Annotated in this window: 21 protein-coding genes; 11 read left to right on the top strand and 10 right to left on the bottom strand. The window is 48.9% G+C overall.

From position 1 onward, the window contains the following. Nucleotides 1-41 precede the first annotated feature (41 nt). The 6 genes from KQY15_RS10935 (at nt 42) to KQY15_RS10910 (ending at nt 4,446) form a co-directional block, all read left to right on the top strand. Entirely contained in the window at nt 42-1,091 is a 1,050-nt protein-coding gene (locus KQY15_RS10935) for a sensor histidine kinase (protein ID WP_217669232.1), read from the top strand. Next, nucleotides 1,088-2,173, top strand: a complete 1,086-nt coding sequence (locus tag KQY15_RS10930) for a sensor histidine kinase (RefSeq protein ID WP_254795641.1) — start codon at nt 1,088-1,090, stop codon at nt 2,171-2,173. Before KQY15_RS10935 ends, KQY15_RS10930 begins: the two co-directional genes overlap by 4 nt. Then, a complete protein-coding gene (locus KQY15_RS10925; RefSeq protein ID WP_217669231.1) occupies nt 2,157-2,900 on the top strand; it encodes a LytR/AlgR family response regulator transcription factor in 744 nt (247 codons plus the stop codon). Before KQY15_RS10930 ends, KQY15_RS10925 begins: the two co-directional genes overlap by 17 nt. A gap of 162 nt (nt 2,901-3,062) precedes the next feature. Further along, on the top strand, nt 3,063-3,404 hold the full coding sequence (locus tag KQY15_RS10920) for a DUF3718 domain-containing protein (RefSeq protein WP_217669230.1): 342 nt from the start codon (nt 3,063-3,065) through the stop codon (nt 3,402-3,404). 81 nt (nt 3,405-3,485) lie between these two features. Continuing rightward, a complete protein-coding gene (locus KQY15_RS10915; RefSeq protein WP_217669229.1) occupies nt 3,486-4,196 on the top strand; it encodes a tRNA-uridine aminocarboxypropyltransferase in 711 nt (236 codons plus the stop codon). Nucleotides 4,197-4,221: 25 nt separating this feature from the next. Further along, nucleotides 4,222-4,446 carry an RNA-binding S4 domain-containing protein gene (locus KQY15_RS10910; RefSeq protein ID WP_217669228.1) on the top strand — a complete coding sequence of 75 codons (225 nt, stop codon included), beginning with the start codon at nt 4,222-4,224 and terminating at the stop codon, nt 4,444-4,446. Between the two features lie 28 nt (nt 4,447-4,474). Here KQY15_RS10910 and KQY15_RS10905 read toward each other — a convergent pair whose 3' ends face one another. The 5 genes from KQY15_RS10905 to KQY15_RS10885 all read right to left on the bottom strand — a co-directional run bounded on the left by KQY15_RS10905 (nt 4,475) and on the right by KQY15_RS10885 (nt 13,800). Then, the gene (locus KQY15_RS10905) at nt 4,475-5,443 is read right to left on the bottom strand and encodes a sensor domain-containing diguanylate cyclase (RefSeq protein ID WP_217669227.1); all 969 of its coding nucleotides are present in this window, start codon (nt 5,441-5,443) and stop codon (nt 4,475-4,477) included. A gap of 179 nt (nt 5,444-5,622) precedes the next feature. Further along, the gene (locus tag KQY15_RS10900) at nt 5,623-5,997 is read right to left on the bottom strand and encodes a DP-EP family protein (protein WP_217669226.1); all 375 of its coding nucleotides are present in this window, start codon (nt 5,995-5,997) and stop codon (nt 5,623-5,625) included. Between the two features lie 48 nt (nt 5,998-6,045). Further along, nucleotides 6,046-9,288 carry an nSTAND1 domain-containing NTPase gene (locus tag KQY15_RS10895; protein ID WP_217669225.1) on the bottom strand — a complete coding sequence of 1,081 codons (3,243 nt, stop codon included), beginning with the start codon at nt 9,286-9,288 and terminating at the stop codon, nt 6,046-6,048. Nucleotides 9,289-9,407: 119 nt separating this feature from the next. Further along, nucleotides 9,408-11,966: a pectinesterase family protein gene (locus KQY15_RS10890; RefSeq protein ID WP_217669224.1), complete on the bottom strand. Its 2,559-nt coding sequence runs from the start codon at nt 11,964-11,966 to the stop codon at nt 9,408-9,410. Nucleotides 11,967-12,213: 247 nt separating this feature from the next. Next, nucleotides 12,214-13,800: an isocitrate lyase gene (locus tag KQY15_RS10885; RefSeq protein ID WP_217669223.1), complete on the bottom strand. Its 1,587-nt coding sequence runs from the start codon at nt 13,798-13,800 to the stop codon at nt 12,214-12,216. 193 nt (nt 13,801-13,993) lie between these two features. Here KQY15_RS10885 and KQY15_RS10880 point away from each other — a divergent pair, with 193 nt between their 5' ends. Beyond that, nucleotides 13,994-14,932, top strand: coding sequence for a LysR family transcriptional regulator (locus tag KQY15_RS10880; RefSeq protein WP_217669222.1), 939 nt, complete (start codon nt 13,994-13,996; stop codon nt 14,930-14,932). Between the two features lie 202 nt (nt 14,933-15,134). On the opposite strand, the gene aceB is transcribed toward KQY15_RS10880, so the two are convergent. Further along, nucleotides 15,135-16,739, bottom strand: a complete 1,605-nt coding sequence (gene aceB, locus KQY15_RS10875) for a malate synthase A (RefSeq protein WP_217669221.1) — start codon at nt 16,737-16,739, stop codon at nt 15,135-15,137. Between the two features lie 196 nt (nt 16,740-16,935). On the opposite strand from aceB, the gene KQY15_RS10870 reads away from it, so the two are divergent. From KQY15_RS10870 to KQY15_RS10860, 3 genes are all read left to right on the top strand, one after another. Further along, nucleotides 16,936-17,586 carry a DUF2726 domain-containing protein gene (locus tag KQY15_RS10870; protein WP_217669220.1) on the top strand — a complete coding sequence of 217 codons (651 nt, stop codon included), beginning with the start codon at nt 16,936-16,938 and terminating at the stop codon, nt 17,584-17,586. A 168-nt stretch (nt 17,587-17,754) separates the two neighbouring features. Then, complete coding sequence (locus KQY15_RS10865) at nt 17,755-17,949, top strand: hypothetical protein (protein ID WP_217669219.1); 195 nt, start codon at nt 17,755-17,757, stop codon at nt 17,947-17,949. A gap of 332 nt (nt 17,950-18,281) precedes the next feature. Next, nucleotides 18,282-19,742, top strand: a complete 1,461-nt coding sequence (locus KQY15_RS10860) for a methyl-accepting chemotaxis protein (protein ID WP_254795640.1) — start codon at nt 18,282-18,284, stop codon at nt 19,740-19,742. 81 nt (nt 19,743-19,823) lie between these two features. Here the strand turns inward: KQY15_RS10860 and KQY15_RS10855 are convergent, their stop codons facing one another. The 3 genes from KQY15_RS10855 to KQY15_RS10845 form a co-directional block, all read right to left on the bottom strand. After that, nucleotides 19,824-21,377 (bottom strand): methyl-accepting chemotaxis protein, encoded by a 1,554-nt coding sequence (locus KQY15_RS10855; protein ID WP_217669217.1) that lies wholly within the window; start codon nt 21,375-21,377, stop codon nt 19,824-19,826. Nucleotides 21,378-21,488: 111 nt separating this feature from the next. Then, entirely contained in the window at nt 21,489-22,574 is a 1,086-nt protein-coding gene (locus KQY15_RS10850) for an AI-2E family transporter (protein ID WP_217669216.1), read from the bottom strand. Nucleotides 22,575-22,611: 37 nt separating this feature from the next. Then, nucleotides 22,612-23,847, bottom strand: a complete 1,236-nt coding sequence (locus KQY15_RS10845; RefSeq protein WP_217669215.1) for a DUF819 family protein — start codon at nt 23,845-23,847, stop codon at nt 22,612-22,614. Nucleotides 23,848-24,016: 169 nt separating this feature from the next. On the opposite strand from KQY15_RS10845, the gene KQY15_RS10840 reads away from it, so the two are divergent. Beyond that, nucleotides 24,017-26,137 (top strand): alpha/beta hydrolase family protein, encoded by a 2,121-nt coding sequence (locus KQY15_RS10840; RefSeq protein WP_217669214.1) that lies wholly within the window; start codon nt 24,017-24,019, stop codon nt 26,135-26,137. A 71-nt stretch (nt 26,138-26,208) separates the two neighbouring features. Here the strand turns inward: KQY15_RS10840 and KQY15_RS10835 are convergent, their stop codons facing one another. Beyond that, nucleotides 26,209-26,550 (bottom strand): HopJ type III effector protein, encoded by a 342-nt coding sequence (locus KQY15_RS10835; RefSeq protein ID WP_217669213.1) that lies wholly within the window; start codon nt 26,548-26,550, stop codon nt 26,209-26,211. Between the last annotated feature and the right edge of the window lie 123 nt (nt 26,551-26,673).

Here is a 26,673-nt window from a genome sequence, read left to right as displayed (position 1 = left end):
GGCAATTATACTAATGACTGATTAAGCCTGTGGGGCCGGATATGCCGTTAGTCTGTCGTGGAACGTTATTACGCTTTAATCTGTACTACTGGTTAACCATTTTAGTGCTGGGCCTGCTTGCGTCCTGGCAGGTTGCCGTTATATCAGAAAAGCCCTATGACTGGACATATTTACCGATGATGCTGGCCAGTAAACTGGTAGCCATGCTGCTGACAGCGGCACTAGTTATCTGGAGCCATCAACAGCTTGCCCGCCAGGCATTTAGTAACTTACAGTTAATTCTGGGTGTTGCTCTGGTTGCGCTGGTTTATATTCCGGCAGAGAATGCTTTCTGGCTGCTGTTGTGGGACAAAGAAGTTGTCGATGCAAGGCTGCTGATTGGCAATCTTGATACCTCAGTACTGGCATTTTTTGTCTGGACAGCCTGCTTCCTGACGGTATTATTGTATCAGCAGCAGCTGCAGCGGCTGGCCCAGACCACCGAGCTTAGCCAGAAAATTCAGCAGCTGGAACTGCAGGCATTAAGCCAGCAGCTGAATCCACACTTTACCTTTAATGCGTTAAATTCGGTTTGCGCTTTACTGGAAGCTGAACGCTACGATGATGCCGAAACGATGTCGGAGCAACTGGCGACATTTTTACGTTATTCGCTGAGTAAATCACCCGACAGCCTGGTACAACTGGCTGACGAGCTGGCCGCTATCGATGCTTACCTGCTGCTGCAGAAAACCCGCTTCGGTGACAAACTGAAAGTTAACTGGCAAATTGATGAACAGTTAAAGCGGCAGCGGATCCCAGCCTTATTGCTACAACCTCTGGTAGAAAATGCCATTAAATACGCGGTTGCCACCCGCAAACAAGGTGCCACCATTACCATTGGCGGTAAACGACAACAGGACAGCCTGCAACTGTGTGTCAGTGATGACGGCCCCGGCTCTCAGTTACAAGCTGATTGCGGTGGTGCCGGTGTTGGCCTGGATAATATTCGCAACCGCCTGTTACAACATTTTGGCGATAAAGCCCGGCTGGAAATTGGTGCCAGTCCTCAGGGCTTTGCCGTCAATATTTGCTTACCATGGCAAACGGCATGACAGCAACCAGCGCTGGACAGCAGCGCATGGCGAGATTCTGGTACTGGCATCTGCTGTACTGGTTAAGTTATCTGCTGGTTAAGTTTACCCATCTTAGCGTGCTGGTACCGCTGCAGGATGAGTCAAGCTGGCCTTATATTTGGATATACTCGCTGGTTACCCTGCTGAATATTTTACTTACCGGCATCCTGGGCCAGCATGAACTGGCACAGCAACGACCGTTGCTGGTTCAGTTAAAACGGCTGCTGCTGGTGCTGCTGCCCTGGTGGCTGCTAATGGTGCTGCTGCGCCAGTATCTGATTACAACTTATGCTTCCGATATGCTGCAGGACGTAAGCTCCAACCTGAAATATTTTCTGGCATTTAACCTGGTGTTACTGCCGTTAGCCGGCTGGCTGGCAGTATTTATGCTGTTGAAAACTAACCAGCTGCATTTCGCGGGGCTGGTTAAGCAGCAACAACTGGCAAAACAGGCGCGCCAGGCCAGATTAAAAGTACTGCGTTACCAGCTGAACCCGCACTTTATGTTCAATACCCTGAATGCACTTAACGCCCTGATAGTGCAGCGCAACGGCCACGATGCCGAACAGCTGATCCAGCATCTATGTGTTTACCTGCGCCACTCGCTGAAAAATCAACAAGATGAATTTATTCCGTTACAGCAGGAACTCGACGCACTAACAGCCTATATGACAATTCAGCAAGTCCGCTTTGGGCAAAGGCTGCAGATAAGCTGGCAATTGCCACAACCGTTACCTGAGTTACTGATACCGCCACTGTTGCTGCAGCCACTGGCGGAAAATGCTATTCAGTACAGTGTTGCAGAAACTGCAGGCGCGCTTTGCCTGCTGGTCCGGCTGGAGCAGTCTGCCACGCACTTACACATTACCCTGGCTCAGCAAGGCGCTGAGCACAACGCTGGCTGGGCTGACGCGCAGCGACCTGTCAATTTAACTAACCTGACAGAGCGGCTGCAGCTGCTTTTTGGCCAGACCGCCAGTTTAACCCTCAGCTACAACGCAACGGGCTTTTACAGCCAGCTTAACATTGCCACGGAGGCCCTGCATGAACCAGCCGCTTAGAGTGATTATTGCCGATGATGAACCTCTGGCCATCAGCAACTTAAAAGCCAAATTGGCCTCATACCCGAACCTGGATATTGTCGACTGCTTTGACAATGGCGATGACACCTTACAATTTTTACAAACCGCACCGGATATCGATGTGGTTTTTCTGGATATTCAGATGCCAGGGGTTAAAGGCATTGATATTTTGCAGCAAACCGGCAAAGGTTCTGCCATGGTACGGCCACTGTTTATTCTGGTTACCGCATACGAGCAATTTGCGTTTGCCGCGTTCGAGCATTTTGCCTTTGATTATCTGCTTAAGCCGGTGTCGCGTCAGCGCCTGGCCCAATCGCTACTGGACGCCCGAACCGCGCTGGATAAACAACCAGAGCAGCCACTACAGGCCCCTGCCAGTAAACTGGCTTTTAAAACCGGTGGCGCCACCCTGTTACTGAACGAATTTGAAATTCTGCTGATAGAAGCAGCCGGCAACTACATGTGCATTTATACCCTGAACGAAACGCTGGTGATCCGGGAAACGATGAAAGACTTACTGCAACGCCTGCCGGAACAATTTGTGCAGGTACATCGCTCCACGTTGCTGAATCTGCATCATGTTCATAAACTGCAACCCCATAATAACGACTACCAGTTTGTGCTCAGCAACGGCAAATTGGTCAATGGATCAAGACGTTATAAATTAAACTGGGCCGAACAGCTAACCGCACTGCCACAGCACTGAGCACTGCGTAAACTATTCGTTCACCGGTTATCCCTTTTTACCGTCAGCTGGTCACTTGATAACAACTGTCCTTCCTCTTAACCCAAAGCAGCGGCGCTGTCAGCGGCGCTCTGCCAGAATCAAACCATGGCATACGCCATTAGCAAAAAAGAGGACAGAACCATGAAAACAGCACTTTTTTTCGCAGTATCGCTGGCAGCGGCCAGTGTGGCAGTACCAGCATCTGCCGATGAGTTTATTCAGGACCGTTATACCCGTAATGCGTTAGTGCAGGTTTGCACCGAAACGGCCGATGACAATCGGCGGGGTTTAACCAAAACTCTGCGGGAATATCGGATCAGCAAGCAAAATGCGGTGGAAAAAGTTGTTTGTAACGGCAAAAACTTAATGGATTTTGCCAGAATAAACGAAGCGTTCAGAGTTGCTGCTATGCTGCAGCCTTATGAAGACCGGATTAAAGGCCGGGTAACCATTCACGATGTAGCAGCCCCGGCACCGAATTAATGCCAAAGCAGAAAATCAGCGCGCAGTTACTGCCAAAAGCCGCTACAATAGCGGCTTTTTAATGGCTGGTAGTTTTTCAGGATGTCGCAACCCTTGCCACCTTCGCGCAATGCAGTGCTGGAGCTCCGGACAGAGCAACTGGCACAATCAAAACGGGTATTTAACGCCCGCGGTAGCAAGGTGGTACGCTGCGAGCATTGCCTGCTGCCTGCAAGCGAATGCATTTGTGCAGCTAAACCGCTAGCCGCTGGCAGCTGTGCCTTTTGCTTTATTATGTATACCGGCGAGTGTTACAAACCCAGTAATACCGGCCGGCTGATCTGTGATGTTATAGCCGATAACCATGCCTTTGTCTGGGACAGAACCCAGCCCAATCCGGCGCTGCTGACGCTGTTAACCGATAGCCGTTATGCGCCAGTATTGGTATTTCCGCAGCAATACGCCGCAGCAGAGCGTTGTTTACAAGATAGCACCGAGCTTCACCAGGCAACTGAGGGTAAAATTCCTCTGTTTGTCATGCTGGATGGCACCTGGCGCGAAGCGAAAAAAATGTTTAAAAGCGCCTATCTGGCTAAGTTACCGGTACTGGGTATTCAACCGGAACAAGCGTCGCGCTATGCGCTGCGCGAAGCAGCCCATTTACATCAGCTTTGCACGGCTGAAGTTGCTATAGCAGTACTGGCAATGGCAGGTGAGCACGATGCCGCCAGTAAACTTGGCGATTACTTCAGTGAGTTTCGCCGTGCCTATCTGGTAGGTAAACCCCATTTAAGCTTAAGCGACCCCGCTTAACGCAGTGACTAAAAAGGCCTTTAATATGAGCAACAAACGTGATGTTATTCTTACTAAACAACCGGTTGAACTGTATAAAATTTTAAAGTTTGAAGGGCTATGCGACAGTGGCGGTGCAGCAAAAGCTGCCGTGGACGCGGGCCTGGTAAAAGTAAATGGCATAGTGGAAACCCAGAAACGTAAGCAGGTAAATGCCGGTGATATTCTGACTTTCGGCAACGAAACCCTGGTGCTGATTTCAGGCTCCTGAACGGACAGTCAGCCTGAGCATCGGCTTGCTAGCTACTGGTATTAATGCAATCGCGGCCTTCTGCTTTGGCGCGATATAATGCGGTGTCGGCAGCACAAAGTAGCGCCATGCTGGTACGATACTGGCCGTTTACTTCGGTGGCTACACCCTGGCTTACTGAAACACTGGTTGTTACAGGTAAACCGGCGTCGCGAAACTGTAACTGGCGCACGGCCTGCTGCACTTGCCGCGCCACTTTTATGGCACTAATTTCATTATGGTTAGGTAAAATCAACGCAAACTCTTCCCCACCGTAACGCGCTGCCAGTTTGGCATCAACCGGCATGGCCTGCACTATCGCTGCCGCAACCTTACGCAGGCAGGCATCGCCCTGAATATGGCCATAACTGTCGTTAAACTGTTTAAAAAAGTCGATATCAATAATCACCACACTTAACGGTAACCTTGCTTCAGTGCATTGCTGCCACTGCTTGTGCAACTGCTCATCAAAACCACGGCGGTTAGCCAGGCCGGTTAACGCATCTGTAGTGGCTTGCAACCGCAGTTGCTCGCATTCTGCTTTATAACGGCTTAAATCGCGCATTACCAAAACCAGCCTTGCTGCCGGCTCCGGCAAAAATGACACTGACAGTTCGATATCTTTTACCACGCCATCAGCGCAGCGCAGCGCCATTTCGCTCGGCCCTGCCTGCAACGACAACACCCGTTTCGCCACCAGCTGCACCAAACCCTCATACTGCTGCTGACAGCGGCTGGTTAAAAACTCCGGCCACTGCCGGCCAATTAACGGGGTACCAATGCAATTTAGCAACAGCGCGGCTTTAGCATTGGCACATTCAATGGTGCCGTCGGGGCTGACAATCAGTACCGCCTCGGCCAGATACTGGACAAAACTACCAATATCCAGACCACTGGCCACGCCATTTTCGTCATCCCACAGGCTGTCATCATTCAGGGCCAGTGGTTGCAGTTTGGTTTTATTGTGGGCAGTTTTCATCGGCGTCGTTCACTCAGTTGGCTTAACTGCTGCCAACTTTAGCCTTTACTTCGCGCAGGAACCTTCTGACAACCTTCTGATTTATGTTGTTGAATTTACTTAACTTAACAAAGAATAATTACTAAATATAAAAAAGCCCGCGGACGGGCTTTTTTATATTTATCTGCTAATCTCAGCTGTTATTGTGGTGGTACATTTTTAACTTCAGGATCCGGGCTTAAGATCATCAGGTTGTTTGTCGTGTTTGTCAGAACAAACTGGAATTTACTGCTGCCAGCTGTTTGGTCAGTATCAACCATTTGCAGTTGCATGCCATCAGCTGACAGGTTAACACTGTCGATCACACCATCAAAAGGTGTGGTAAAACCGGCACCGGCAAATTTCAGGCCTTTGCCGGTATTATCGATCAGCTGATAAGTTATGGTTTCGGCCTGTGTCACAGTCACATCACCATCAATTGGCTGACCGCTACTGTCTAAATAGCTGAATTGAGGTTCACCGTTTACCAGATTAACCGTAACCTGGATTAATTCTGCAGCCTGTGAATTGGCCATATGTTTTTCCTTTTTTGTGTTTTATAGTTGAGTATTAAAAATTAAGCATTAAAAGTTAAAATTCAGGATGCCATGTTGCTTTAATAGCATTACAACGCCGGACTGATTATCCAATGTCCCCAGACAGTCCAGCGCTTTAACATAGGGAATGGTAAATTCAGGCTCTTTGTTTTCCTTGACGATATCTGCAAGATCGACCAGCGCATTTTGACAATACGTTTGCGCTTGCTGCCAATCGGTTTTGGACAGCGCTTTTGCCAACAGCAGATAGCTATTTGATCTGGCAACAATAAAACGAAGATTACTGCTATTCTCTCTGATCAGTTCCTGATACGCTGCAAGTGCTCGCTGGCCATAGTTGATACTTGATTGAACATCTCCTCTGGTAAGTAACAGTTCTGCAGCAGTCAGCCATTGCCTGGCCAGTAGCAGTCTGTCTGTCAATCCAGACAAATCTGAGCCGTCCTGTTGTAACAACTCAGCCAATTGTGCCGGACTTTGCGTAATATGTTGCACAGAGTCATCTGACGAAAACTTCAGTGACTGATAAAAAGCATAGTATTTGTTGTTCCGCCAGCGACGGCTGTCGGGGTCTTGCGCCAGAGCTCTGTTGATAATCACAGTAGACGCCGTAACATTCCTTAAAGCTTCTGAATTCTGCCCCAGAAAGCCCAGTAAATTGGCAGACAGTTGGTAACTACTGACTAATATCTCCAATAAGTAGAGTTCTGCATTATCGCCAGCATCCAGCATCGCTTGCTGAATATCGTTATGCACAGATATTGCTGTACTGATATCGCCCTGTGCCAGCGCCGCACTGGCCAGCCAGGAGCGTGTGTTAGCAATATCTGCCAGTAGTTTTTTATTGTCAGGCTGACTTGCCTGCACCATTAATCTTAATTGCAATGACTCCTCAAAATTCTGCCGCGCTTTATCAAACTGCTGGCGCTGCATCGCCAGTGACCCCAGCGAATTGGTGGCGTAGGAGAGCTCCATAATGGCGTCTAAATCATCTGATGCCAGTTCATACATCCGCTCACTGTACTGGTAATAGCGCTCAAACTCCGGCTGGGTAGCCTGCCAGTTACTGGCGTCATACTGAATTTGCCCAAGCCAGAAGGCATTGGCGCCAAGGGTTTTTAACAACTCTAAATTCTCCGGCTGTTGCAGCAATACTGCCTCCAACTGCACCCGGGCGGCTTGTAATGCTGCTACTGCTTCATCGGTTTTACCGCGCGAGTAGGCCACCTCGCCCATCGCTTCCAGCGTCTGGCCATGCTGCAGTCGCGCTTCGGTACTTAGTGCCGAATCATCAGCTGAGTAATCGGTAAAGTATTCCAACGCTTTATTGCTGATACCGTCGAGTAAGTCCATCCGGCCGATGCTGCGCAGCTTATCGGCAAACTCCCCGACCATAAACCCCAGCAGGTTTTCTGCCGCCAGCCGCTTTTGCTGCGCCTGCTGCTCAGCATTAAAACTGCGCACACTCATCGTCGCGGCAGTAACGGTAAGCAGACATAACACGACAAGCGTGCCCCGACGGGTCCAGCGTTTTAACCGCGCTTTAGCGCTTGATGCCTGGATAAACTCGGCTTCTTCTTTATCCAGCTGAAACAGCTGGTTTTGCTGAAGCAAAAGCGCTTCCTGCAAGGGTTTGCCTTCGGCCAGCAGATAAGCGCTGTTTTGCTGTTCGCTGCGCCAGCGCTGACTTAAATGCAGCAGCCGGCTTTTTACACTTAAGCTGTCAAAGTGTTCATTTATCCAGGCAGTAGCTCGTGGCCAGCGGCGCAGCAGTGCTTCGTGGGCAATACTGAAACAGGGCTCACCATGTTGCAGATGCGACACAAATAACCGCTGCTCGATCATGGTATTTACCAAAGCCCGCTCAGCATCAGTGTCAAGCTGCTGCAACCGGGCGCTGCGGCTGGTAATACTTTGCTCATCTTCCCGCAAGGTTACCAGCAACGACAATACCCTGGGCAAGCTGTCCTGCTCTGCTTTATTTAAGCGGTTAATAGCCTGCTCGGCATTTTTACCTATCGCCCCTTCAATCCCGCCTAATGCCTTGTATACACTAAAGCGCAGCTGGTTATCGTTGCTGCGCTGTAAATACAACTGCTGCAGCGTGTATTGCAACATCGGCAAGGCATCGGGGTTACTGGCCGCTTCGCTGCATAGCAGCTCATCTAAGGGGGTGGCGGTATCGGGATCAGTAGCAAAGTTTAAACCGGCAGCCAGTGCCGGTAAGCGGATCATCTGCAATAGCTCAGCGCGTCCCGGCGGTGCCAGGTCAAAATGGGCGCCGCGGGCTTTACCTGCCATTAAACTGGGATAAGCGACTAAGTCAGGATAAAACTCATTGCGACAGGCGCTTAGTATCAGCACTGCAGAACTGCTGGCCAGTTGCTCCAGCAACCCAACAAACTGCAGGCGCTCATCCTCGCTAAAGAGCGGTGACGATAACAGCACTTCTAAGCGGTCGACAAACAGTGCAAAGCGCCGTGTTTGCTGCCGGTTAGAGTCCAGCAACTTTTTACACTGCTGAAGCAGCGGCTCTGGATGCTGAAGTTTTTCTGCCAGGCTGGCGGCACTGTCACCGGTAAATACCGGCTCGTCATTCAGCTCCCAATCGAGCAGGCTACTGGCCAGACTGCTGAATAATTGATTTTTACTGACATCAGCTAAATCCAGGCTGCTGTACGACACCACTTCAACGCCATTAAAGCCGCCCGCTTGCATCAGGTTGGGCATTACCCCGGCATTAATTAACGACGACTTACCACTGCCACTTGGCCCCAGCAACAGACAAAAATCGCGGCCGAATTTTATTTGCTGGGCAATACGGCTGAGCAAGGTATCAATTTGCGCGCCGCGACCAAAAAACACGCTGGCAAAACGGGCGTCATAGGCCTGCAAGCCGGGAAATGGTGAGCCCTGCTGCCAGCTTTGCTGACTAACGCTCTGCTGCTGGCCCAGCGGAAAACGTACCTCGGCCGCGGTGCGGTAGCCGCGTTTACGGATAGTTTCAATAAATGTTGGATTAGTAGCGTTGTCGCCCAGTGCTTTACGCAGCTGGGTAATGGTTTTATGCAGCGGGTTATCACCGGTATCGGTATCCGGCCAGCACTGCCGGACAATATCTTCACTACTGTGAACCTCGGCTGGTTTGCTGCACAGCAATACCAACACATCCATGGCTTTGGGCTCAAGCTGATGCACCTTTCTGCCTTTACGTAAGGTATTGGCAGCGGGCTCTACCTGCCAGTCACCGAAAAAAAATGTGTCCGTCATTTTGGTTTTAATTACTTACCATCCAAACTCTGCTGCACAACATAGCATGTGCTAAGCGATTAGTTTAGAACTTGTTGCCTGCGGCAAAGGTTTACTCTGCTGCGCTAAAGGTCGGTTAGTTAATAACGAAGCCACTCAGGGTTAAAACCAGGCCAGTGTTGCTGCAGAACCTGCTCACTATTCTGATATGGCAACTGCTCGGGTGTTAACACAATACCGTATTCGCGGTGACTTAAGTTCAATGGCTTACCCTGTAAATCAGTCGAACCATACTCACGCCAGCCGCGGGTGCTGTCCGGCACTGCAGGGTTGGCTACCGGCTCGTTATTGACCGGCCCGGCCCAGCCAGCTGGCGCAATATGACCACCTAACTGGTTGTTTAGCATCAATACCTGATCAAAATAGGCAGGCCGGCCGGCACTGCGGGCTAAAAACGTACTACCCGGCCGGATCCGGTTGCCGGTTGGCCCCCGCTGGCTGGTAAAGCGGTTGTTGATAAAAATAAAGCCCGGCACATCACTACTTATGCTGCGGGCCTGCAATATGTAACTACCGTCAACATACTCTGAATCTGGCTTTGCAACAGAATTGCCCACAGAACGAATTTCATTTTGTTCAAACAGGCTTAAATAATTCTGTCCCCAGATAAAGTCGACATTACCGGCTATCAGGCAGCGGTATAAGTAGGATGTACCTTTTAACATCAGCGTATCCTGCTCGCTGATAAAATTGCTGGCTACTGCCAGCAATTTTCCTGTACCGTTAAAATATACGGTTTCGGCCTGATTGCGTACTCCCTTTTGCCGTTGATGTAAGTTGGTTATGCTTAACTGCTTTAATGTCAGCTGGCCAACATCTTCTGCCAGAAACAGACTTCGCCCACCGGCAGTGTGGCCAGCCACAACAGCCACCCCCTGTCCCAGGCCACTGTTAAGCGAATCATAATTGCTAAACTCAATTTGCGACATTCCGGCCCCGGCACCTTCCAGTGTCAGGTTTGCAACACCATACAGATAAAGCGGTTCGAAATAACGCCCGGCGGCCAGCTTTATGGTGTGCACCTTGTCACCGTCATCCGCGTTCATCACAAAATTAAACGCACCTTGCACAGTACTAAAATCTGCAGCTGCACCTGCTGCCACCTGCATCACACTGCGGGCCCTTGGCTTCGCTTTAGTGCTGAACGACCAGTTGGCATCAAAACCTACTCCGGCAAATGGCTTGGCTGGATCAACAAAACGAACGGTATCTGCTGCAATCACAACCTGATAACGTTTACCCCATTCAAGTCGCTGACCGTGCGGTTTAATCAGTAACGTATTGCCATTACGCCAAAGCATTTCCCGATTAATCGCCCGCAGTTTGCCCGCACTTTTTTTACCAAACGTATCGCTTTCACCATTAACGCGAATTTCATCCACTAATAGCCTCTGGTTGTCAGCCAGCACCTGATAAATACGCACCGCACCGCTGTCAGCTATAACAAAAGGTTCAGCCAGATTGATGCGTAACAGGGTGTCTGCCGGCACCTTTGCATTGATCGCCGGATAGGCATCAGTCAGCAAATCCGGCCTGGTTTTTGCGGGAAAAGTCAGCGCAGGCAATACGTTGATATGCAACTGTTTAAACACATGAGGCTGAGATTTACTGCGCAGCAGCACACCAGCCTGGCCTGGCTGTCTATAATTAATGCGGAATGTTGCAGCTTGCTGGCTTAGGGTAATCAGTTCCGGAGTCAGATTTATCAGTTCAATGTCGTCGCGTGTCGCGCCGCTGACCTGCCATTCAATCTGCTCACTGCTTTCAAATTGGTAACCTGACAAGGTCTGATTTTCCCGATGTTGCAGGTTTATATGCGGTGACGTTGTCTTGGTTGATGGCACAGCAGGTTTGCCAACCCGCAGAAAATCCAATTCAAACGAGCGATTAAAACTCCAGATCCCTAGCTGCTCAATTTTCTGGTTACCGATACTGTCATCGCTCAACACAAGCTGACCATCCAGGTACAACTGCAGGCTACCGCTACGCCGCTCCGCTCTGAGTAAATACCACTGGCCATCGATGTCATCCTGCTTACCCAGAATTAAAGATGCCGGCTGTTGTGCTAATACCTGAACATCATTGCCCTGTATCGTTGCCAGTTCTAACTTTGAGGTATAGATACTGGTGCCGACAACAAAGCCTGCACCATAGTGCGTGTCACTATCAACAACTTTCATCGTCAGAAAAAAGCTGTGACGGTCGGTTGTACTGTTAGCAAACGGCCGCACCAGGGCTTCGTAGAAAAAATCACTACTGTCAAAATTGCCGCTTTGAAAATTGTTGGCGGCATCAGTGTTAATCGTTAACACCTTGCCGCCAATCCGCCCCGCCTTATAAACCAGCGTTTGCCGCTTTAAATTATGACTAAACTGGCCATTTGGCTGACCAGGCGCTGCGCCTTGCCCGGCCAGCAACGACAAACCAGTAGCAGAGTCAGTAAATGACTGACAAAAGTTATCTGACTGGTCTGGCAGACACTGATACTGCGGGTAGTGCTGCAAACTGAGTTGCTGCGCCAGTATTGGCGCCGGACAAAACAGCAATACGAAAGTCAGCAGGCTGTACTTTAACAAACAACAATAAAGCATCTCAGGGTATGCTGAAAAACACCGATGCAGCATAAACCACTGTCTCATACATTGTTGCTGGATAAATTGTTGTTGCATAAAAAGTCAGTCCAGGATGAGGCGTTAAACTTGCGGCATTGGCATGCCACCGGTGGCAATGTTATAAACGATAACGCTGGTCAATACAACAAGCCTTGTATTTCAGTTAACAGCTTACGCCAGATACAAAAAAGGCAGCCTTACGGCTGCCTGGGGTCAAGTGACCACGTAGCGGAACGGTTAACTCAGCTTACAACCTGATAAATCAGGCCAATGCTTAGAACTGGTTCATGGTGTTATGTTTGCCACCGGCTTTTAATGCTGCCTCACCCGAGAAGTATTCTTTATGATCATCACCAATATCTGAACCCGACATATTCTGGTGTTTAACACAGGCAATACCCTGGCGAATTTCCTTACGCTGCACGCCGGCAACATAGCCCAGCATACCAGCTTCACCAAAGTACTCTTTGGCCAGATTGTCGGTTGACAACGCCGCAGTATGGTAGGTTGGCAGGGTAATTAAGTGATGGAAAATACCGGCATCGCGCGCCGCATCAGCCTGGAAGGTACGAATGCGCTCATCTGCTTCCTGCGCCAGTTCGGAAGTGTCATACTCAGCGCTCATTAGTGCTTTACGATCATACTGGCTGACATCTTTACCTGCTGCCTGCCAGGCATCAAATACCTGCTGGCGGAAATTCAGGGTCCAGTTAAACGACGGGCTGTTGTTGTAAACCAGCTTGGCATTTGGTACCACTTCGCGAATACGGTTAACCATTTCAGCGATCTGACCAACATGAGGCTTTTCAGTTTCAATCCACAGTAAATCAGCGCCGTTTTGCAGCGAGGTAATACAATCCAGCACTACCCGATCAATACCGCTGCCCTGTTTAAACTGGAATAAACCACTGGCTAAACGTTTTGGTTTTAACAGTTTGCCGTTGGCCTTCACTACCACGTCACCATTGGCAATGTCGTCTGCACCGCTTATTACATCGCCATCTAAAAAACTATTGTATAAGTCGCCTAAGTCACCCGGCTCATTGGTTACTGCAATCTGTTTGGTTAAGCCTGCGCCCAGAGAGTCGGTTCGCGCTACAATAATGCCGTTATCAATACCAAGCTCTAAAAAGGCATAACGCACGGCATTAATTTTTGCCAGAAAATCGGCATGAGGCACCGTAACTTTGCCATCCTGGTGGCCACATTGTTTTTCATCTGACACCTGGTTTTCAATCTGAATAGCACAGGCACCCGCTTCAATCATTTTCTTAGCCAGTAAGTAGGTGGCTTCAGCATTACCAAAACCGGCATCAATGTCGGCAATAATAGGCACGACATGGGTTTCAAAATTATCAATTTTTGCCTGAATGTCAGCTTTTTTAGCTGCATCGGTCGCCTCATCTAACTGGCGGAACAAACCACCTAATTCACGGGCATCGGCCTGGCGTAAAAAGGTATACAGTTCTTCAATTAAGGCCGGTACAGAAGTTTTCTCGTGCATCGACTGATCGGGAAGTGGCCCGAACTCAGAGCGCAGTGCCGCAATCATCCAACCGGATAAATACAGGTATTTTTTCTTGGTAGTACCGAAATGTTTCTTAATAGCGATCAGTTTTTGCTGGCCAATAAAACCATGCCAGCAACCTAATGACTGGGTGTACTGGCTGGCATCAGCGTCATAGGCTGCCATGTCGGCCCGCATAATGTCGGCAGTATACTGAGCAATGTCCAGCCCGGTTTTAAAGCGGTTTTGCAATTTCATCCGCGCGGCATATTCCGGGCTGATAGCATTCCAGGCAGAACCGGCCTTGTTACATACATTGTCGAAGTGTTTGATGTCATCTTGATAAGCTGTCATGGCCGTTTCCTTTTACTAAAACTGTTGTACGGGTTGTTGGCATTCACTATAGATAACAAAACGACAATTCATCTAGCTGATTTTAATTATGCTCGTCATTTTTTCAGTGAATGTAGTTTAGCTATTGACTGCGCTGTGCTGGCTAATGCTATGATTCAATTCAGTGATAGTTTAAGGCTAAGGCATTTTGCAGATGAATATTAATAAGATGGATTTAAACCTGCTGGTTTATTTAGATGTGCTATTGCGCGAAAAGAATGTCACCCGCGCGGCAAATCAACTGAATATTACCCAGCCTGCGATGAGTAACGGCTTAAAACGGCTGCGCGATTTATTAAATGATCCTATTCTGGTTCGCACTTCAGATGGCATGGTACCAACTGAACGCGCCCGCGAATTGGCGCCCGTGGTGCGTGGCGTATTGCTCACGTTGGAAGAAACGCTGCAACCTAACAAAGATTTTGAGCCACTGAACAGCCAGCGGGTGTTCCGGATTATGGCCAGCGATTACGCTGCTTCGACGCTCATACCGGCATTATTGAAGAAGATGCGCGTACAAGCTCCGTTAACCAGCCTGGATATTATGACGCCGTCAGACGTCACCTTTCATGATGTCGAAAACGGCAAAGTGGATATGGCAATTAACCGCTTTGATCAACTGCCACAGTCGTTTCATCAGAAAACAGTATGGCGTGACAGCTTTTCCTGCCTGATTAATGCCAGTGATCCTATTGTTAAACGCTTTAACCTGGACAGTTATTTAAAGGCTCAGCATATCTGGGTTAGTAAAACCGGCTTTGGGGTTGGCGTTGGCATGGATCCAAAAGACGTGCAGAAACTGGGCTGGGTAGATGAGGCCTTAGCCAAGCTGGGTAAACAGCGTAATATCTCAGTATTTACCCGCAACTACCATGTGGCGATGCATCTGGCCGTGGGTATCGATTTAATTGCCACCCTGCCCAGCCGCGCCGCGAAGTTGTATGAAAATGACCCGACAATGGCCATTATGGACCCGCCTTTTGCTATTCCGTCAATAGAGTTAAAGATGATCTGGAGCCCGCTACTGCACCAGGATGCCAGCCATATCTGGTTCAGAAGGCTGATTGTTGAAACAGCAGATGAGTTAAACTAACGCGGGGTGTTGCAGCTGTTCTCCCCCCACATGCCGGATACAACACTCTTCCTCACTCGCCGGGGCAACTCGCCCGTTGCCTTGCGGCAGGGGCTCAGACACTCCCCGACTCCTTCAAATGAGGTTCTATCCTCTATTGATTAAACGGAATTAAAAAAGGCGCTGTCAGCAATGGCAGCGCCTTTGGTTTGGTTTACTCAGGTTAATCAAGCAGCTGATAAGCCGGTAGTGTTAAAAACTCTACCAGTTCATCAGCTGTGGTAATGTCCAGCAGCAGTTGCTTCGCCCGGTCAAAGTTTTGACTCTGCCAGGTCTCCGCCCCTACTTCCTGCAACACTACTTTTGCCTCTTCCTCTAAAAAGTCGGCAAACAGGGTCTTGGTAATTAACTTACCGTTACTTAAACTTTTACCATGTTTAATCCACTGCCAAATCGACGTGCGTGAAATTTCTGCTGTAGCCGCATCTTCCATTAAGCCGTATATCGGCACACAGCCTTTACCACTGATCCAGGCGGCAATATATTGCAGTGCCACCCGGATATTAGTACGCATACCCTCTTCGGTACGCTCGCCATCGCACGGCGCCAGCAACTCAGCAGCGGTAATTTCTTCATCCTGCTCGCGGCTAACAGCCAGCTGGTTTGGTTTACCGTCAGTCAAATATTTGGCAAACACGGCATTGGCAGTTGCAGCCAGGCCAGGGTGTGCCACCCAGGTACCATCGTGGCCATTACTGGCTTCAAGCTCTTTATCAGCGGTTACCCGCGCCAGGATTTTTGCGTTTTCGTCTGCGTCTTTGGCCGGAATAAAAGCTGCCATACCGCCCATCGCTAGCGCGCCGCGCTTATGGCAGGTTTTAACCAGTAAACGCGAGTAGGCATTTAAAAATGGCTTGGTCATGGTTACTACCTGTCTGTCAGGTAACACCCGGTCCGCATGGTTATTTAACGTTTTGATATAGCTGAAAATATAATCCCAGCGGCCGCAGTTAAGCGCAACGATATGATCTTTTAAGCTATATAGAATTTCATCCATTTCAAACACGGCAGGCAGGGTTTCAATTAACACCGTGGCGCGGATAGTGCCTGTGGCCACCTTAAATTTCTGCTCGGTAAAGCTGAATACCTCATCCCACCACTTAGCCTCAGTATAGCTTTGCAATTTTGGCAGGTAGTAATAAACCCCGGAGCCATTTTTCAGACGGGTTTGCCAGTTGTGGTAAAAATACAAGGCAAAATCGACCAGCGAACCGGGTACCTGCGCACCATCGACTAACAAATGCTTTTCCCATAAATGCAGACCACGTACCCGGGCAATGAGCAGAGCCGGGTTATCTTTTAGCGCATAATGCTTTGTGCTTTGTGGATCGGTATAACTTATTGTACCGAGGTTGGCGTCACGCAGGTTAATCTGGCCTTCTATAACTCCGGCCCAACTGGGTGCCTGTGAGTCTTCAAAGTCAGCCATAAACACTTTTACATCGGCATTTAAGGCGTTAATAATCATTTTGCGGTCAACAGGGCCGGTGATTTCCACCCGCCGGTCCTGCAAATCAGCCGGGATTGGCGCTACCTGCCAGTCAGAACCGCGAATGGGCGCAGTTTCCGGCAGGAAATCAGGTAAGGCACCGCCGTCAAACTTCTGCTGCCGGCTTATTCTGTCGGCCAGCAATTCAGTTAACCGCGGCCGGAACTCACGCACCAGCTCAGTGACAAAAGCACAGGCATCGACCGTTAAAATTTGTTCATACTCGCTGTTAAGCTGGCCGGTGATAGTTAAACCCGCCCGGGTAATAGTGTCAGACATTTCCAGACCCTTTGTTGCTGTTGCTAGTTGTGCCCTAACTATAAGCCCTTTCTCACTATAAATACCATTAATGGCTAAAATGCTTAGCATCACCTAAAGCAATAGTCTAATCGCTAAACATTTGAAAATCATGGCACGACTTGTGCTTTATAATTGGAGTGTAACTGCGTTTGTCAAATTATCGCCGGAGGTGAGCATGGAATTTATTATGTTGTTGCTGGTAGCACTGGTAGTGCTGGTAGCTATGGTTGCCAGTCGCTTTATCGATAACAGTAACCCGTTTCAGGTGCAAAAACGCAGCAGTTTATTCAGTCCGGTTGAGCGCTCGTTCCAGAACCTGCTGGAAAAAGCGGTTGACGGAGAATACAAAATTTTAAACCGGATAAAACTTGCCGACGTCATCGAAGTAAAAGAAAATGCTAATGAAAAGGCCCGGCGCAGCACTCTGGTAAAACTGAATGCCAAGTATCTGGATTTTGTATTGTGCGCTGCGGATGATTTGCGGGTAATAGCAGTGCTGGATTTAGTTAATAACAGTAATAAAGATGGCCACAAAGCGGCACCTGACTGGTTTGTCAGCGGTGCGCTGGAAGCCGCCGGCATACCCTATTTACGAATAAAAATTAAGGCCGGTTATACCTCAGCTGATCTGCAGCAGGCGCTGGCACAACGCCTTGGTAAACCAGCGGTTAAAGTAGAGCCATTATATAAAGGCCTGGTCAAAAAGGGCCCGACCCGCCCGGTGCGCTCTTACAAACCGGCGCAACCCGCTGGCACTGCGCTAACCCCGGTGTTATCGCATTCACAAATTAAAGCGCAGCAAACTGCGCTGATACAGGCTTCTTAACGCTTTGGAGAAATGAGTCACTCCGCGCTAAGTTGGAATGCCGCCCGCTGCAACGGGCGGCATTCATTTATCTGAATACTACCAAAATTTAAAATACGGCAAAAAAATGCCTAAAGTATTCTGGCCAACTGCCGATACAGTGCTGACGTATTGTGAATAGGAGGTACTATGAGTCAATCCGTTGGTGCTCTGGCAACTGCACAGGGCTTTGAAGTACTGGGCGCTGTGATGGCGAAAAAGCAGCAAAACCAGCAAGCGCAGATGACCAACATGTTGGTCCAGAGTGCGATGCAAACGGTTGAGCAAACATCAGCAGCATCACCAGTAGGCAATATCGGTCAGAATATTAATATCAGCGTTTAGCTGAATGGTGCTCTCCGGTATTTATCAAGGCCAGCAATTGCTGGCCTTTCTTATTGCTGATTACCAAAATAAGCCATGCTGGCAAAAACTTGCATTAGTCCGGATTACACTTAAGCTTAATTATAAACAGCCGTAACAAACCATGGTTCCTGTAACTGTCAAAGGAGCATAACTGAAATAGCCAACAACATTTAAGTGAGGCCTCCACCATGTCTGCTTTTTCAACTCTTTCTAAAAATATGAGCGTACGAACCAAGCTTCTCACTGGTTTCGGTCTGGTATTGATAATTCTGATAATAAGTTCCGTATTAAGTTACAACGCCCTGGGCAGTATGACTGGCCGGTTTCAGGTGGTAACGAATGTCAGTGAGACCAACCTGCTGGTCAGTGAAGCACGCCATCAGGATAAAAATTTCCAGATCCAGAAAGATCCGCAATATCTGCAGCGGGCGCTGGACATCAGCAACCAGGCAAAACAGTTAGGTGAAAAAACCCTGCCAATGTTTACTACAGAGGAAAGTGCTGCACTAATGCGGGAAATGATAGGGAATATCAATACTTATCAGCAGCAGCTATCCCAGATGATCAGATTAAATGGCCAAACCAATCAAAGTGAGCTGCCTGCCATTGAGCAGCAAATGGTAGCCGCGGCGCTTGCTGCAGACGATGCAGGCACGCGTTCTGTCGCCAATCAGCTGCAAATTCTGGAGCAGGAAACTGGCCAGCTGAAACTGATGATCATTATTGCTGCTGTTATCGCTATTATCATTGGCTTTCTCGCAGCGCTTATTATTACCCAGATGGTTGTTGCACCGTTACGGCATGTGGTACAGGTTGCAGAGAAAATTGCCGCCGGTGATATCACTGAAGACTTGCCGACCGACCGCCAGGACGAACCTGGCCAGCTGATGCAGGCTATGCAGAAAATGAGTGTCAGTTTAAGGGCGTTAATTAATAATCTAACCTCGGGGATTGCTCAGCTGGCAACCGTAACTGAAGAGATGGCAGCCATTTCTGAACAAAACTCTGCCGGGGTGAGCAAGCAAAAAGAAGAAACCGAACAGGTGGCGACCGCCATGAATGAAATGGCCGCCACGGTGCAGGAAGTGGCGCGTAGCGCAGAGGATGCATCCACTGCCGCCACTGAATCATCTGGCCAGGCAACAGTTGGCGAGCAGGTGGTACAAAAAACCATTCAGCAAATTAAAGCGCTGGCGCATGAAGTTACCACTTCAGCAACTTCGCTGGGTGAGTTAAAAGAGCAAAGCAATAATATCGGCTCGGTACTTGACGTTATTAAAAGCATTGCTGACCAAACCAATCTGTTAGCATTAAACGCGGCGATTGAAGCAGCCCGAGCCGGTGAGGCGGGTCGCGGCTTCTCAGTGGTAGCAGAGGAAGTCCGGGCGCTGGCATTTCGCACGCAGGAATCAACCGGACAGATCGAGCAGCTGATCAGCACCTTGCAACAAAAAGCAGAAGCGGCCGTCAGCAACATGCATAAAAGCTCCGGGCTGGCTAACGAAACCCTGGAAAGTGCAGATGATGCCGGTGATGCTATTCAGGCCATTAATACTGCAGTTACCAGTATTCAGCAGATGAACCAGCAAATTGCTGCAGCTGCGCTTGAGCAAAGTACCGTAGCTGAAGAAATTAACCGCAGTATTTTCAGTATTCGCGATGTTGCCGAACAATCGGCCACCGCAAGTGAAGAGACTGCAGCCGCCAGTAATGATCTCAGCCAGCTGGGTACAGAGCTGCAACAACTGGCCAGCCAGTTTAAGGTAGCGTAAGCAATAGCTGGTTAAAACTGGCTGCTGGTAGTATTTACCAGCAGCCAGTTTTAGCTGTTACCTCCTGCCAGTTTCATAACATTAACGCTTAAACCGCACCACCAGCTCGTGCAACTCACCGGCAATTTTCTGCAATTTACGGGTGGTGCTGGCAGAGCTGTCTGCCTCACTAAGACTACTGTGAGCCAGCGATGAAATATTCTCAACCTGGCGATTTACATCCTCGGCAACATGGGCCTGCTCTTCCACCGCTGCGGCCATTTGAATTGACATAGCCGCAATAGCGCCCACAGCATCTGATATCCCATTTAACATTTGCTCAGTTTCTTTCACCTGTTGTAAGCCGGCTTCTGCACCATCACGCCCTTGCTGGGCCACTTCTACCGCGGTGTTGGCTCTGGCGGTAAGCTCAGTAATAATGCCGTGAATTTCTTTGGTAGAGTCCTGGGTGCGGCTGGCCAGATTGCGCACTTCATCGGCGACCACAGCAAAACCACGGCCCTGTTCGCCGGCCCGCGCAGCCTCAATCGCTGCATTTAACGCCAGCAAATTTGTCTGCTCGGCTATTTGGGCAATAATTTGCGCTACTTTGGCAATTTTCTGGGTTTGCTCTGCCACCTCAGTTACCGAGTGACTGATGTTACTGACGGTATCGCGCAGTGTTTCTATTGACTTGCGGGTGGTAGCGGCCGTTTGCCGGCTGCGCCCGGCCAGCTCGTTCGATTGTTCAGCCCGCTCAGCAGTTTCCTGTACGTGCGATGACACGTCAGCTATGGTTGCCGTCATCTGATGCATAGCTGTGGCGGCTTGCTCGGTTTCAGTTTGTTGTTGCTTAATTTTTGCTGTAGTAGACTCGGCCTGCGCCAACCCCTGTTTAGCCTGGCGGGCGACATTAATTGCTGAATCTTCTATCCTGGTAAGTACCGCGCCCAAATGCGCTTTTGAACTCATAATGGCAACTTTCAGCTCACCAATTTCCGGATCATCATCGGTAAAGGTCATAACGGCCAGTTCGTGTTTGAAGGCATTACTGAGCAGCGCCTTCACGCCGGCCATTGCCCGCTCACGCCATATATTGCTGAGTATCGCATAGCCCAGCAGCGTGCCAAGCAGCGCCAGTAACACCCAAGCGGTTGATGTGAACGCGTATAGCAAACCACACACTATTAAACCGGCCAGCAGCAACCAGGTGTCTGGCCGCAGATGCCAATGATGTTTTTTAAAGTTACCGGCATTAATGGCCTGGTAAAGTTTTTCAGCCCGCTTTATGTCCGTGCGGTCCGGACAGGACCGAACCGACTCATAGCCTATTACCTTACCGTGCTCAGTTACCGGCGTAACATAAGCATCTACCCAATAATAATCGCCATTTTTACTGCGATTTTTTACCAGGCCCATCCAGGGCTTACCGGCTTTTAAATGTTCCCACATTATCTGATATGCCAGAGGTGGCATATCAGGGTGGCGAACAATATTGTGAGGTTGACCAATTAGCTCTTCCCGCTTAAAACCACTGATCTCTACAAAGGCATCATTGCAATGCAAAATTTTACTGTTTAAATCGGTGGTGGTAATCAGCTTTACATCTTTACCAAAGGTCCGTTCGTTATTCGTTACTGGTAAATTGCGGCGCATAGAATTAGCTATCCATATGTAAACACTTAACTAAAGATAGCTGGCATCAGTTGAATGGCAATACGGTTAACAATTTAAAGATTAAAAAGTTAAAGATTACAAATTAGTCTGTTAACTTTTATCCTGCTTTTCCAGAAAGTCACGGAATTCAATAGTATACAGCTTAATCAATACATGGGTTAACGCGAAGATAATAGGGCCGTAAATCAGGCCGATAATACCGAAAAGATGCAAACCGCCAATCAGCGATAAAAACAGCACCAGGGTACTCATATTAGAGGCACCCTGCATCAACACTGGCCTTAGGAAGTTATCAATTGACCCGACAACTATTGCCCCCCACAGCGTTAAAAATAGCGCCCAGGGCCAGTCACCTGTCAGCAACAGGTATAAGGCAGCCGGCACCCATATTAATGCCGCGCCCACTACCGGAATAAGTGACGCAAACACCATTATGGTGCCCCAGAACAGTCCCGGCATCCCAACAATAGCCATACCAATACCACCGGCAACACCTTGCGCCAGTGCTGTCAGAAAAGTACCCATAACTGCAGAACGTGCCACCAAATTAGCTTCTGACAGCAATTTTTCTTCCTGAGAACGGGCCAGTGGTAACACCCAATGCAGAGATTCGATAATTTTTTTATGGTCACGCAGCAGAAAAAACAGCACAAATAACATCAGGAAAAAACTGACAATCATCCCCGTCACATCACCAACGACTTTAGTACTCAAATCGAGCAATTCTTTACTAAAACCAGAGGCAAATGCAGTGAATTTTTCAACTATTCCTTCGATGCTGAAATCGCTTGCAGGTAAAAAATTATTCAATTTTTCGATCGTATTTTGAATAAAAGGTTGTTGCAGTAAGGCTTCAGCCCCACCATTTTCAACCCATTGGTAACTCTGTTTGGCAAAGGTAATACCCTGCTGAACAATCGCCATCAGGACAAAGGTAGCCGGCACCAGGATCACCACCACCAGCAACGAACAGGTTAAGGTAGACGCCAGGTTAGGCTTATCAGGAAATTTAGCGACAATACGCTGATGCACAGGAAAACACAGCAAAGACAAGACAAAAGCCAGCACTATAGGCCCAAGATAGGGCGCTATCAGCAAATAGCTGGCATACAGCGCCAATAACAAGAAAACAATAAGTACCCAGTGCCCTGGCTCAATTTTAACCTGATTGCTCAACGGAAAACTCCCTTTATCAAAAGACGCCCAGCCGTTGCTATGGCGCTACCTGTTGTAAAATTAAGCCGCAAATATAAGCACCATAAGTACCCAGGCCATAACCCAGAACCGCCAGTAACACCCCAACCGGCGCCAGTGACGGATGAAATGCTGCGGCCACCACCGGAGCAGATGCCGCGCCACCTACGTTCGCCTGACTGCCGACAGCCAGATAAAACGTTGGGGCTTTAATTAGTTTAGCCACCACCAGCAATAGAATGGCATGAACCAGCATCCAGATTATCCCAACCAGAAACATCAGTTTATTGCTTAAAATAGCCGTAACATCCATTTGCATACCGATGGTTGCCACCAGAATATACAAAAATGCCGTGCCGACTTTGGATGCCCCTGCCCCCTCCAGTTTGCGGGCAGGAGTCAGTGACATCAACAAACCAACCGTAGTGGCAATAACCACTAACCAGAAAAAGCCACTGGTTAAACTGTAATCGGCCAGAGAGGGTGCAACCCGACCAATCCACGGGGCGATAACGTCTGCCATGGCATGGGCCAGGCCGGTAACCCCAAAAGCTACTGCGACAATCAACATAATATCCTGAATGGACGGAATACGGGAGTTTTCAGCCTGATACTGTTCTATTTTTTGCTGCAAATGACCAATAGCACGGGTATCGGCTCCGTTCGCGGCGTCAATTTGTTTTGCCCGGCTGGCCATAAATAACAACACCGCTAACCAGACATTAGCGACCAGCACATCGACCGTTATCATCACTGAAAATAAACTACCATCGACTTCAAATACCTCTTTCATCGCCGCCTGATTCGCGCCGCCGCCAATCCAGCTGCCGGCAACTGTTGTCATGCCGCGCCAGACATCCCCGCCCAGTTGCTCCGGAAAGAAATAGCCAACGCTTAACAGAGCGATAGGTCCGCCGATGATAATGCCGAGGGTACCGGTAAAAAACATGATCAGTGCTTTTGGCCCAAGGCCAAGGATAGCTTTAAAGTCGACACTCAGGGTGAGTAAGATTAAGCTGGCAGGCAGCAGATAACGAGAGGCCATCTTGTACAGACCTGATGCTTCTCCATCAATAATGTTAAAACTATTTAATAAAGACGGAATAAAGTAACAGAGCAACAGGGCTGGCACGTACTTGTAAAACCCCTGGCAAGTGCGGTTTGCACTATTACTGGTGTAAAATACCAGCCCCAGAATAACAGCCAGTAAGCCAAGAACCACTGCATCGTTTGTAAACATGGGAGGTTGAGACATATCGTGTCCTGTGTCATTTTATTGTTGTTTTGGCAGCGGCAAGGCGCCGCTTTTTCATCAACCCGAACTGTGTGCAACATAGCACAGCGCACCCGTTGGAGAAAATAGCCTGCTGCCCTGTAAATTGCAGATAATTCAAGCAAGTGATAATAAAACAGAAGGAAAAACCATGGTTAAGCCTTTACCCCAACCGCTGCAGCAGCGAAAACTGTCTGCCGCAAGCTATGTCAGCACGGCTTTGTTGAGCGCGGCTCTGTTCAGCCCCGTACTGACAGCAAAACCGATTACTCTGGAGCAAACGGTATCCGTACAAAGTGTAACGGAACTTGCGATCAGCGCCGATGGCCAGCAAACAGCCTTTATTCGTAATCGCCCACGCAACCCGTATCAGGACGACGATGGCAGCAGTTATCGTGAACTTTTTATGGTAGATAAAAGCGGCCAGGAAACTTCTTTTATTACCGGCGACGTCCGGGTAGCAAACCTTAAATTCAGTCCTGACAACAGAACGCTTTATTTCACCAGTAAACGTGGCAAAGATAAGTTCGCCAGCTTATATAAAATTGCAGTTAATGGCGGGGAAGCAACTCAGGTTTACAGCCATGGTAATGCTATCGCCAGCTATGATATCAGTCAGGATGGCCGTAAAATCGCCTTTATTGCGAAGCCTGCCGAGCCGACATCAAAAGAGCAGTTAACCAAAAAAGGGTTTAAAGCTGAGGTATACGAGGAAGAGTCTGAATTAAACCAGTTGTGGCTGGCAGATCTGAACACGCCGGACATTAGCCCAAAAACCATTACCGTTGAAGGTAACGTTTTGTCTGCAGATTTTGCACCAGACAATAAGCATATCCTGATCCGTACTGCCCCTACGAGCCTGATTGACGACAACTATATGGCAAGTCGTTATCAGCTGATTAACCTGGCCGGCGACACCGTGCAGCAATTTGTGACGGCCGGTAAGCTTGATAAAGCCGCATTTTCTCCCGACGGCAAAAAACTGGCCATCATTGGCAGTGAGGATATTCACGATCCATCAGCCGGTCGCTTGCTGCTGGCCGATGTAGCAACCGGTAAGCTTAGCGAGATTTTGCCTGATTATATGGGGCACGTGCAGGATATTGCCTGGCGCAGCAATACTGAGCTTGATTACTTGGGCCATGTTGGCACCGAGGCCGAAATAGGCCGGCTGAATATCCGAAACAGTAAACGCAATATTATTGTCAAAACCGGTAACGGTATTGCAACCCGGCTGGCTTATGCTAACCAGAGCGAACATGCCAGAGTATTGCTGAATAAAGCTGCGCATCCAAATGAAGTTTATGCACTGAGCAAAAACGGCGACTTAAAACGGCTGACCAACTCTAACCCCTGGTTGGCGGAAATCGACATGCCAAAGCAGCAAACATTGCGCTATCAAGCCGCAGATGGTCTGGATTTAGAAGGCATTTTGGTGTACCCGCTTAATTACCAGGAAGGACAGCAGTATCCGTTGGTGATGGTAGTACATGGTGGCCCTGAAGCCCATATTTCTAACGGCTGGCTGGACCGCTACGCCAGCCCGGTAAAATTAATGGCGGCAGAAGGCTATGTCCAGTTTTTCCCCAATTACCGTGGCAGTACCGGCCGGGGTGTGGCGTTTTCAAAGCTTGGTCAAAATGACTACGCCGGCAAAGAATTTGATGATTTGGTTGATGCCAAAAAACATCTGGTTGCCAGCGGCCTGGTTGATACCACAAAAGTTGGCATTACCGGCGGCTCTTATGGTGGCTACGCCTCAGCCTGGGCAGCCACCAAACAAACTGAACATTTCGCTGCCAGTGTAATGTTTGTTGGCATCAGTAATAACTTGTCCAAATTTGGTACTACCGACATTGCCAATGAAATGCATCTGGTGCATGCCCGCAGTTATCCATGGCAGAAATGGCAGTGGTATCTGGAACGCAGCCCTATTTTCTATGCTGAACAAGCCAGAACGCCTATTTTAATTATGCACGGCAAAGAAGATACCCGGGTTCATCCCAGCCAGTCGATGGAGCTGTATCGTTACCTGAAAACACACGGGAATGTACCGGTGCGTTTAGTATTGTATCCTGGCGAGGGCCATGGCAATCAGAAAGCAGCAGCCCAGCTGGATTATGGTCTGCGCTTAATTCGCTGGATGGATCACTTCTTAAAACAGGGTAACACTGCATTACCGGATCACCAGCTTCCGCACGCCGATAAAATTAAAGCAGCAAAAGAGTCAGAAGATAAACAGGTAGCACAAACCAATAATACCGCAGCCTGATAGATTATAGATTTTGTGCCTGGCAACAGGTTAGCTTGAAAACGCCAAAGCACTGACATAACGTCAGTGCTTTATTCTTTTAATCGCAATGGTTGCTGTTCAAAATGCACACCGTCCCAGCCAGTTCGCATAAAATTACGGATATTCTGATGATCTTCCCCTTTTGGGTTTGCCAGCACCGTCTGATAATAGTCACCGAACAAAAACAGGGTCTGCGGCTCTGACAGCTGATGCAGGGCGCCAAACGCCAGTATCTTACAGCTTCCGGTATTTTCACCTGCTGCATTGTGCAGTTCACCATTTTTGAACGCACAGGGCTGAAAGTGATACATCTGATCGATAATACCGGTACTTTGCTGAAAACTGATGGTTTCAGGCTCAGTACTTAACTGAATAAAAAAGCTCTCTAACATTGCAACCCCTGCATTATTCCGGCCTCGCTGGCCACTTGTTATCCTGCCCATGGCATACAGCACCTGATATTAAGCCGCTGTGTCACGAACTGCAATAAGACAAAAGCCGCAATAACACTAATT

It is taken from the genome of Arsukibacterium indicum (genome assembly GCF_019100565.1).
Classification (GTDB): Bacteria; Pseudomonadota; Gammaproteobacteria; order Enterobacterales; family Alteromonadaceae; genus Alishewanella; species Alishewanella indicum.
Note: the sequence above shows the minus strand (reverse complement) of the source record. Positions and strands in the feature narration are given on the sequence as shown.